Consider the following 10,265-nt stretch of genomic DNA (forward strand, 5'->3'; position numbering starts at 1 on the left):
CAAGCTGTTGCGAGTGATCGCCGCGCGCGGTGAGCAGGGTCTCGGTGATCCCCATCGGGTGGTTTCGGCCGACAGGCGACCTGACTTCGTGGATCACTCGGCGGTGAGGTCGATCATGACGAACCATGGTTATCGAACTGCTCGGCGAGGAGTTGCGCGGGCATCGGGAGGAAGCCGGGCTGAGCCTTTCGGAGGTCACCGCGAGGACGGGCATCAGCACGTCCAAGCTCAGCCGGATGGAGAACGGGCGCAAAGCCCAGAAGGCCGACGACGTCGCGGCCCTGCTGAAGGTCTACGGGGTGCAGGGCTGCCGCCGCGACGACCTGCTGGCGTTGGCGCACGGCACCGAGGGGTCGCAGGTCGCGTCGCTGCGGGTGCTGGAGTCGAAGGCGACGATGATCGTCGACTACGAGCAGGCGATCGTGCCCACGCTGCTGCAAACCGTCCCGTACGCGCAGGCCGCGCTCCGCGAGGTCACCATGGTCGACGAGGCGGCGCTGGAGGAGCAGTACACGAACCGGCTGCGCAGGCAGGCGATCCTGCGGCGCGCGCACCCACCACGGTTCTTCGCGATCATCGCCGAGACCGCCCTGCACACCGCGGTCGGCGGCCAGGAGGTCATGCGCGAGCAGATCCGCTACCTCGGCGAGGCCGCGAGCAGGCCGAACGTGACGATCCGGATCGTCCCCGACCTCACGCACGGCCACCCGGGGCTCGGCGGGTCGTTCCAGCGCATGCAGTTCCGCTCGCGCGGGGCGGTGGTGGTGTTGGAGAACCGGACGTCGAGCGTGGTGATCGAGGACACCGCGCAGGTCCGCGTCTATGACCGCATCGTCGTCGAGTTGCTCAGCGTCGCGCTGACGCGCGACGAGTCGTTGACGCTGCTGGAGAAGCTGTCCTGATCAGCGGTCCCGCCGGATCACCGAGACAGGGGCCCGCCCTCGATGGTCATCGCGACGGCGATGACCATCACCCCGAAGAATCCGTAGCTCAGCACGTCGACGGCGCGACCGCGGATCGCGATCAGGCCCGCCTGCTCGTCGCGCAGCAGGACCCGCAGGCCCGCGGCGAGAAGCAGGGCGAGACCGATCCACACGGTGCCCTCGCGCCAGTAGTACTGAGTGATCCGCACGAGGCCGAGCACGACCACCGCCATGACCAGCGCGAACGGCAGGTGGACGAGGGCGGGGTGCTTGCCGGTGCGCTGCGGGCCCCCGGTCACGCCGAGAGGTTCCGCTCGGCCGCTTCGACGGTGTTGCGCATGAGCATGGCGATCGTCATCGGGCCGACGCCGCCGGGCATCGGGGCCAGGAAGCCCGCGACCTCGCGCACGTCGGGGTGCACGTCGCCGACCAGGCCTTGGTCGGTGCGGGTGACGCCGACGTCGAGCACCGCCGCGCCGGGCTTGATCATGTCGGCGGTGATGAGGCCCGCGTTGCCCGCCGCGGCGACGACGATGTCGGCGCGCCGGACCTCGCCTGCGAGGTCCTTGGTTCCGGTGTGGCAGAGGGTGACCGTGGCGTTCTCGCTGCGCCGGGTCAGCAGCAGCCCGAGCGGGCGGCCGACCGTGACACCGCGACCGACGACGGTCACGCGCGCGCCCGCGAGCGGGACGTCGTAGCGCCGGAGCAGCTCGACGATGCCGACCGGCGTGCAGGGCAACGGGCCCGCGTCGCCGAGCACGAGCTTGCCGAGGTTGGTCGGGTGCAGGCCGTCGGAGTCCTTCGCCGGGTCGACCCGCTGCAGCGCGGCGCCCGCGTCGAGGTGGCCGGGCAGCGGCAGCTGGATCAGGTAGCCGGTGCAGTCCGGGTTCTCGTTGAGCTCGTCGATGACGGCTTCGAGTTCGGCCTGCGTCGTGTGCGCCGGAAGGTCGCGGCGGATGGAGTTCAGGCCGATCTTCTTGCAGGTCCGGTGCTTGCTGCGGACGTAGGACTGCGACCCGGGGTCGTCACCGACCAGCACGGTGCCGAGACCGGGGACCACGCCCCGCTCGGCGAGCGCGTCGACCCGCCCGCGCAGCTCGGCGAGGATGGCGTCTCGGGTGGCATTGCCGTCAAGGATCGTCGCGGTCACGTACCCCATCCTCTCACTCGCGGCGCGGAACGGCGGCGATACCCACCGCGGCCAGAGTCAGCGCGACCCCGATCACAGTGGTCGGCTCGACCCCCTCGCCGGGCGGCGGCGCGACCACGTCGAGCAGGAGAGCGCCGACGAGTTGGCCCGCGACGGCGCACAGGCCGACCATCAGGACACCGACCAGGCGCACGGCGAACACCGCCGTCGACAGGGCGACGACGCCGAGCGCGCCGCCGACGTAGAGCCACCACTGGGTGGGCGCCGAGTCGGGCAGACCCCGGATCGCCACGTCCACGGTGGAGGCGATGGTCAGCGCGACAAGGCCCACGGCGAAGTTCAGCATCGAGGCGAACGCGACACTGCCGGAGGACGCGCGCACCAGGCCGTTGACCGCCTGCTGCCAGCCCAGGCCGATCCCCGCGAGGGCAGGGACGAGCGCGAGCCAGAGGTGGCCGGGGCGCCCGAACTCGTCGGACACGGCGGTGCCGACGGCGATCACCGCGAGCACGGCGCCCGCCGCCCGGGTCGCGGTGATCGACTGCGCTTCGCCGGGGGCGATGCCCGCGCGGTCGACGAGCAGACTGCTGACCACCTGGCCCGCGACCACGGCGACGGTGAAGACCGCCACGCCGAGCAGGGTCACCGTCAGGCCTTGAGACGTGACGTACCAGGCGCCCGCCGCGCCGCCCAGACACTGCCAAGGGCGGAGCTGTCTTGTCGAGATCGCTTCGCGGAACCGGCCGATGCCCGCGCGCGCGGTCGGCATCGAGGCGACGGCGGCGACCAGGATCACCAGGCCGATGGCGAAGGAGATCAGCGCGGCGATCAGGCCGTCGCCGAGGTGGCTGCCCAGTTGGCCGTTGATCCGGGCCTGGCCCGCGAGCACGACTCCGCCGAGGGTGGCGACGACCGCACCCAGTGGACGTGACATCCGGTCAGATCCAGCGGTGCCGCACGGCGTGCACGGCGAGTTGGAACCGGGTGGTCGCGCCCGCGTGGTCCATCAGCCGCTGCAGGTGTCGGAACACGGTCCGCCTGCTGACGCCGAGTTGACGGGCGATCGAGTCGTCGTTGGCGCCCGCGGCGAGCAGGCCGAGGAGCCGCTGCTCGATCGGCTGGACGGCGGAGGACGCGCGCGCGGCTCCGTGCAACGGGACCGCCAGCCGCCACGACGCCTCGAACAGGCCGACCAGCGCGGAGAGCAGGCTGCTCGGGCGCACCACCAGCAGCGAGCGGTTCACGTCGGCCTCGGCGACCGGGAGCGACACGGTCGCGAACTGCTGGTCGATGATCGTCAGCTTCACCGGCACCTCGGGCAGCACCCGCGCCTGCTCGCCTGCCGCCACGCACGGCTGGATGTTCTGCGCGTAGCGACCCGGGTCCTCGACGGACGCGCGCGCGTAGACGACCTTGTAGGTCACCTCGCCGCGGTTGAGCTGTTCGAGTTCGGCGTTGTTTATGTGGCCCTCGGTGAAGTACGGCGGTGAGTCCAGGCGCCGGACCTCCTTGCGCGCGCTGAGCTCCATCTGCTGGATGCGCTGGGCGATCGCGGTGCCGGTGACGACCTCGATGAGGTCGTCGGTGCGCTGCGGGGAGATCGCCCGGCGGAAGGTGTCGTAGGCGTTGAGCGTGGCCACCCTGGCCTGCTCCAGCTCCGACTCGCGGCGCCTGCTGAGGATCTGCAGACCCGACGCTGGCGGCACAGGGGTTATGGTCCGGCCGTCCGGGCCACCGGCACCGACCAGACCGGCGTCGACGAGGGTGCGCAGACTGTGCTGGACCAGTTCGAGCGGCTCCGCGGCGCCGACGGCGATTTCCTCTGCCGTCGAGGGCCCGGTGCGCAGGAGATAGAGGTAGCTGCGGATCTCGTCTTCGGGCAGGCCGAGTCGAGAAAGGTGCGGCGCCAGATCGCCCTCGGACATGCCGGGAAGGTTGGCACAACTGTGACGGTGACACAAACAGGTTGCCGGACTACCGGACGGGATGGTAACCGTCCGTCATCGTCGCAGGCAGAGGCTCGACGCACGATCCACCGTATGCCAAGGGCCTGTCGACAGGAGAAGATGTCCACGTGGCACAACCGACGCAGCTGAACCCAACGGAACAGGATGCCCTGGTCAAGCAGATCGGGCTCGCGTTGCTCCGGGCGGCACCCGCGGACTGGCATTCCATCACCGTCGACTACCGCGCGCTGGGTCGGTACGCGGAAGCGGTCGGCAAGGTGATCTTCGCTGATGAGACCACCGAGGAGTTGAAAGTCTCACCCGAGATCGCCGTGCTCTTCGGGCGGCTGCGGTCAGGGATGTACCGGGAGGGTCGCGGGACTTGGTACAACGCCCGCTACCAGCTCGACCAGCCGTCGGCGTACAGCCTCGAATACGACCGCGACGAACCGCGCTGGACGAACCCGCCACCGCCGCCCGCGTACGCCGACGACCTGCGGACCTTCCCGCGGGACGAACAGAACGTGCCCGAGTGGCTGATGCGTCGGATGGCCGGGCTCAAGCCGCCGTTCCGGGTCGCGCGGATCTTCGACGGACCCGGCGCCGGTGGGCGCCCGGTGATCAACCGGCCGCCGATCGATGAGGGCGAGCGCGAGGACATCCTGCGCTACCTCGACGGCGCGCCCCTGGCTCTGCCCGCGCGCGGGTTCGACACCGATCACCTGGACGACGAGGCCCGGCAGTCGGTCCCGGTCGCGTTCCACACCGACGGCGCCTGGATCTGGCCCGCCGCGGTCAACTACTACCTGCGGACCCACAGCGTCCCGCCGGACCCGGACCTGCTCGAACACCTCCGGCGGGTCGAGTTCACCCTGCCCGAGGTCGACGACTCCACCCGGGCGGCAGCGGCGGCGTTCCTCGGGCGCGGGCCGCGCAGGGCGCCGAACGGTGTCCGCCCGGCGCCTGTTCCCACGCCCCCGGCCGCTCCTTCGGGTCCGCCGCCGATCATGGGGCCGGACGGGCCCGTGCCGCCGATCCCGGTCCAGGTCGGATTCGGGAACCGGGCGAAGCCCGCTGCCGAAAAGCCGGTGCACACGACCGAGCCGATCGACCGCACGCCGCCCGCCAGCCACGCGCCCACCCAGGACGCGACCCCGCAGCGGGCCCCGGAGACGACGGCGGCGTGGTCGCCGACGCACGCACCTTCGGAGCCGACACATGCGACGGCGCCGATCGAGCGGGAGGCGGAGAGCAAGGACAGCTGGTTCCCGTCGCGCACTGCCGACGCGTCCGCGGATTCGGCTCAACCCGCCGCGTTCGACTGGTCGGCTGAGGCGCCTGCCTCCCCGGCGGGCAGTTGGTTCCCGGCCGCACCTGCGCAGCCCGCCTCCGCCACCCCGCAGGCGACCCGTGGCGGCGACGAGACCGACGCGGCCGCCCCGAAGTGGGCGACCGCCGAGCAGGTCGCGGCGGCCGCGGGGCAGGGAGCTGCCGCCACGGACCAGCGTCCCGAGGCGCTCGACGAGACTCCCGCGCACAGCTCTCCCGGCGGCGATGCCGATCGCGCCGAGAGTCCGGGCGCGGACGAAGCCAGCCCTGGGACGCCGAATTGGGCCGACGCGCAAACCCCGAACCGGGCGAACGAGCAGACTCCCGATGCCCCGGACTGGGCGACGGGCGACCAGCCGTCGTCCGGCCCCGCGGCCGATGACCCTGCTTCCGTCGCGGGCTGGTCCAATCCCGTCGGCGAGCAGTCCCAGGAGGCCCCTGGCCAAGACGAGCGGGCAGACGATTCCCCTGCGGTCGCCGACTGGGCCGCGCAGGAACCGTCTTCGTCAGTCGAAGCGCCGTCCAGCCCGGCTCTGCCCGACGTCGGCACGGCCAGCGGGCCGGAGCCGGACCTGGAGGTCGCACCGGCCGCGCCCGCGTCGCCTGTCGCGCCGGGGGTCGCGGCTCAGTTCGACCAGCTTCAGGCACGGTTGAGCGCGCTCGGCGTCCCCGAGTCGCGGTACCGGATCGGTGAGCTGCCGCAGTCGCCCGCGTGGGTGCTGGAGCAGTCCGACGAGGGGTGGCGGGTCGGCTGGTTCGATGGCCGGTTCGGCGCGCCGAGGCGGTTCGAGGAGTTTGCGGACGCCTCGGCTTTCTTGCTGGGCAAAGTTTTGCTGGAGCCGGTCGAGCCGCCCCAGACGACCATGCGCGCGTCGCTGGCCGAGCTGGAAGACGACGACGATGACGAGTACGAGCACCGCCCACGCCGGACGGTGACCCCACCGGGCCCGGCGGGCGACGACCTGTTCCGCCCCGCACGCCCCGCCGACGCCGACGACCTGTTCCGGCCCCGGCACACCGGCTTCGCGTCGACCGGCCCCGTTTTCGACGACGACGAAGACGAAGACGAGTACCGGCACAGGCGCACCGCCCCGCGCCCCACGCCGCGGGTGGGGTCGAAGCCCGAGCCTGCGACGGGAATGGCGTTCGCAGGCCAGCCGACCCACACGGCGGCAGCTGACCATGCGTCACCCGGTGGCGACGAGACCAAGTCCGCGGGCGGCGGCGCGTTCGGGGATGAACCCGACGGCGCGTTCCACGAACCGCCCGCGCCCCACGACGAAGCGAGCACCACGGCCGGGCGCACCACTGAGGGTGGTGTATTCGACGCACCATCCTCGGACAGTGAAGTGCGGATGTCTGCCGCGGAGGCGTCCGGCGGACAAACTGGCGCCCCCTTCGCGTTCGCCGATCACCGGGCCGCGGCGGACGACACGATCGCCGATGGGCAGCAGGCACCTGACGCCTTCGCTGAGCAGAAGGCGTTCGGTCGGCAGTCCGATGCAGCGTTCGCCGAGCCGTTCGAACCTGGATCAGCCGAGGAGACATTCGTCGGTGGGCGCGATTCCGCCAACACCACATTCGACGTTGGGCAGGCAGCCGCCGACGGCACATTCGCCAGCGGGACCACACCCGCCAACAACGCGTACGACGACGGGCAGCAGAGCGCCGACGGCACATTCGCCGGCAGGACCACACCCGTCAACAACGCGTACGAGGACAGGCAGCAGGGTGCGGACGGAGCGTTCGCCGATGAGCGGGCACCCGTCAACGGCGCGTTCGATGGGCAATCGCCCGCCGAAGGTGGGGTTGAAGAGCAGTCGAACACCGCCCCGGCGTTTGCCGGCGGGGAGCCCGGGGAATCACCGGGCTCGCTGTTCACCCGCTCCGAGTCGGCAGGCATCGGGGTTTCCCCGGACGAGCACCGGTTCGCGAGTGGCCAAGCCGCACCGGGCTTCCTGTTCAGCCACACAGATTCCGTGAGCGACGCGGGCACTGATCCTGGAGATGCCCCCACCGACCCGCGGGGCACCCAGTTCCACGGCGGTACCGACACGGCGCCTTCGCACGGCGCGCAGTTCAACGGTGACCAGACAGCAGACGGTGCGCCCTCCACACCCGGCACACGGTTCGACGGCCAACCCACCGTCGACGGTTCGCCACACAACATCCGGTTCGGCGGCGAACCCATCGGTGAGGGACCGCCGTCGCATGGTTCGCAGTTCGGTGGCGAACCCACCGACGAGACATTGCCCTCGCACGGTTCGCAGTTCGGTAGCGAACCCACCAGCGAGGCACCGCCCTCACACGGTTCACAGTTCGGCGGCGCGGAGCCCTTCGGCGAAGCACCCGCTGTGCAAGGCGCACAGTTCGGTGGAGGCCACAACGCCGGCAACGCGTCCGCCGCCCATGGCACGCCGCTCGCCGTCGGTCAAACCTCCGGCGACACCGCGTCTTCGCACGACGCACACTTCGGCGGCGGCGAGCCCTTCGATGAAACGCCCGCCTCGCACGGTGCGCAGTTCGGTAGCGGCCAGGCCAGCGACGCGGCGTCCCCACAAGACGCACACTTCGGCGGCAGCCAACCCGTTGGCAGCGCACCCTCCTCACACGATGCGCAGCTCGATGGCAGCCAAACCGTTGGCACCGCAGCCTCCTCGCAGGGCACAGAGTTCGGCGGCGCTCCAACCACCGGCGATGTTGCGTCTTCGCACCGCGCACAGTTCGATGGCGGCGAGCCCTTCGATGAAACNGCGCACCCTCCTCACACGATGCGCAGCTCGATGGCAGCCAAACCGTTGGCACCGCAGCCTCCTCGCAGGGCACAGAGTTCGGCGGCGCTCCAACCACCGGCGATGTTGCGTCTTCGCACCGCGCACAGTTCGATGGCGGCGAGCCCTTCGATGAAACGCCCGCCTCGCACGGTGCGCGGTTCGGTAGCGGCCAAGCCGACAACGCGGCGTCCCCACAAGACGCACACTTCGGCGGCAGCCAACCCGTTGGCAGCGCACCCGCCTCACACGATGCGCAGCTCGGCGGCGGCCAACCCGCTGGCACGGCAACCTCTTCGCACGACACACAGTTCGGCGGCGGCGAGCCCTTCGATGAAACGCCCGCCTCGCACGGTGCGCAGTTCGGTAGCGGCCAAGCCGAAAACGCGGCGTCCCCACAAGACGCACACTTCGGCGGCGGCGAGCCCTTCGATGAAACGCCCGCCTCGCACGGTGCGCAGTTCGGTAGCGGCCAAGCCGAAAACGCGGCGTCCCCACAAGACGCACACTTCGGCGGCAGCCAACCCGTTGGCAACGCACCCTCCTCACACGGTGCGCAGCTCGGCGGCGGCCAACCCGCTGGCACGGCAACCTCTTCGCACGACGCACAGTTCGGCGGCGGCGAGGCCTCCGGTGAGACGCCCGCTTCGCGCGGTGCGCGGTTCGATGGCGGTCAGACCGCTGGTGACCCGGCGTCTCCGCAAGACGCACAGGTCGGCAGTGCCGAATCCTCCGGCGATGCCGCCTCCACCCGCGGTGCGCAGTTCGGTGGTGGCCAAGACTCGGCCGATGGCGCCGCTACGCACGGCGCGCAGTTCGGCGGCGGCCAAGCCGCCGGCGACGCGATGTCTTCGCGTGGGGGGCGGTTCGGTGCCGGTGAATCCGGTGGTGGCGCTCGGTTTGGCGGGGAGTCTGCCGGTGTGGCCTCGCCCCGTCGGGTCGGGGCTGCCGCGGGCGCGGCGGCTGGTGGTGTGCAGCAGTCCGGCGCCGGCGGTGGTTCGTCGTCACCGGGGTCTGACTCGGGGGTGAAGCCTCAGGATTGGGCTATCCAGCCTCTGCCGGGTGACCCGCCGCTGACGTTGTTCCGGGGGAAGACCCTGACCGAACTGCCGCCCGGCACCGAGATCGACCGCTACGGCGAGCCGAGCGGCAACCTGACCTACGCCGCGGGCACGCCGTTCGAGCGGCGGTCGTTGGTGCCGGACTGGGTGGCGCGGCCTTACCGCGTGTACCGCGTGCAGCGGCCGACGGAGGCGTTGACCGGGGTCGCCATCCCGTGGTTCGAGCAGCCCGGTGGCGGGACCGCGTTCGTGCTCAACCGGTCGATCGCCGAACTCATCGAGAGCGGTCACCTGGTCGAGATTCCCAACCAGGTGCCACCGACGCGGCCGTAGCCCCGGTCGATCCACCTGCGGGGGCGTTCGCCCCCGCAGGTGGATCGACCACGGCCCCAACAGCGGCGAAAGCCACCACGAGCTTGCTCGACCACAAGCGACAACAGCGGCACGACCCCACCGCGGCCTCAGTCGATCTGCAGGCCGTGGGCGGCGGCGAACGCCACCGCGGTGTGCAGGTCGACGCGGGCGCCGCGCAGGCGGGCTTGGACCAGGCCGTCGGCGGTGATGCGGGCGTCGCGAAGGTCGGCGCCTTCGAGGTTGGCACCGCGTAGGCGGGCGCCTGACAGGTCGGCCTCCCGGAGGTCTGCTTCCCGTAGGTCGGCGTCGGTGAGGTTGGCTTCGCGGAAGCGCAGGCCGGTCAGTTTGGCCTTGCGCAGCGCGGCTCCGGCCAGGCCGACGAGGGTGAGGTCGGTGTCGGTCACCGTCCATGGACGCAGCCTGCAGTCGAGGAACGTGGAGCCGATGAGGCTGCAGCCCGCGAACTCGCTGAACATCAGGGTGGTGCGGTCGAACGTGCAGGTCCGGAACGCCGTGGAGCGGTGCCGGGACTCCCCTAGGTCGGCGCGGGTGAAGTCGCACTTGGTGAACGTGCAGCCGATCGTCACCAGGCCGCGCAGATCGGCGTCGGTGAAGTCGCAGTCGGTGAAGTGCCGCTGGTCCCACTGCTGGCCGTGCAGATCACTGTCGCTGTAGTCCTCGCCGGTCTCCACCTCTCCAGCCTAATGAGCGGTGAGTCGCCCATCGGGCAG

7 protein-coding genes are annotated in these 10,265 nt (G+C 71.2%); 2 read left to right on the forward strand and 5 right to left on the reverse strand.

The features are described 5' to 3' along the window. Positions 1-125 precede the first annotated feature (125 nt). Entirely contained in the window at positions 126-902 is a 777-nt protein-coding gene (locus GPZ80_RS31100; RefSeq protein WP_187224675.1) for a helix-turn-helix domain-containing protein, read from the forward strand. Positions 903-919: 17 nt separating this feature from the next. Here the strand turns inward: GPZ80_RS31100 and GPZ80_RS31105 are convergent, their stop codons facing one another. The 4 genes from GPZ80_RS31105 to GPZ80_RS31120 are packed head-to-tail and all read right to left on the reverse strand — an operon-like array spanning position 920 to position 3,998. Beyond that, positions 920-1,222 (reverse strand): DUF3017 domain-containing protein, encoded by a 303-nt coding sequence (locus tag GPZ80_RS31105; protein ID WP_312880676.1) that lies wholly within the window; start codon positions 1,220-1,222, stop codon positions 920-922. After that, on the reverse strand, positions 1,219-2,073 hold the full coding sequence (locus GPZ80_RS31110) for a bifunctional methylenetetrahydrofolate dehydrogenase/methenyltetrahydrofolate cyclohydrolase (RefSeq protein ID WP_187224676.1): 855 nt from the start codon (positions 2,071-2,073) through the stop codon (positions 1,219-1,221). The genes GPZ80_RS31105 and GPZ80_RS31110 overlap by 4 nt, the downstream gene beginning before the upstream one ends. Before the next feature lie 13 nt (positions 2,074-2,086). Next, entirely contained in the window at positions 2,087-3,007 is a 921-nt protein-coding gene (locus GPZ80_RS31115; RefSeq protein WP_187224677.1) for a DMT family transporter, read from the reverse strand. A 4-nt stretch (positions 3,008-3,011) separates the two neighbouring features. Next, positions 3,012-3,998 carry a helix-turn-helix transcriptional regulator gene (locus GPZ80_RS31120; protein ID WP_187224678.1) on the reverse strand — a complete coding sequence of 329 codons (987 nt, stop codon included), beginning with the start codon at positions 3,996-3,998 and terminating at the stop codon, positions 3,012-3,014. Between the two features lie 5,146 nt (positions 3,999-9,144). On the opposite strand from GPZ80_RS31120, the gene GPZ80_RS33160 reads away from it, so the two are divergent. Beyond that, the gene (locus GPZ80_RS33160; protein WP_376771797.1) at positions 9,145-9,513 is read left to right on the forward strand and encodes a TNT domain-containing protein; all 369 of its coding nucleotides are present in this window, start codon (positions 9,145-9,147) and stop codon (positions 9,511-9,513) included. A 128-nt stretch (positions 9,514-9,641) separates the two neighbouring features. On the opposite strand, the gene GPZ80_RS31130 is transcribed toward GPZ80_RS33160, so the two are convergent. Then, complete coding sequence (locus GPZ80_RS31130) at positions 9,642-10,226, reverse strand: pentapeptide repeat-containing protein (RefSeq protein WP_187224680.1); 585 nt, start codon at positions 10,224-10,226, stop codon at positions 9,642-9,644. Positions 10,227-10,265 lie beyond the last annotated feature (39 nt).

Source organism: Actinokineospora xionganensis (assembly GCF_014323725.1).
Lineage (GTDB): Bacteria > Actinomycetota > Actinomycetes > Mycobacteriales > Pseudonocardiaceae > Actinokineospora > Actinokineospora xionganensis.

What these genes read in the sequence shown, in the direction of transcription:
- GPZ80_RS31120 (WP_187224678.1), bottom strand. Translation starts at nt 3,998, where the DNA reads ATGTCCGAGGGCGATCTGGCGCCGCACCTTTCTCGACTCGGCCTGCCC.
- GPZ80_RS31115 (WP_187224677.1), bottom strand. Translation starts at nt 3,007, where the DNA reads ATGTCACGTCCACTGGGTGCGGTCGTCGCCACCCTCGGCGGAGTCGTG.
- GPZ80_RS31100 (WP_187224675.1), top strand. Translation starts at nt 126, where the DNA reads ATGGTTATCGAACTGCTCGGCGAGGAGTTGCGCGGGCATCGGGAGGAA.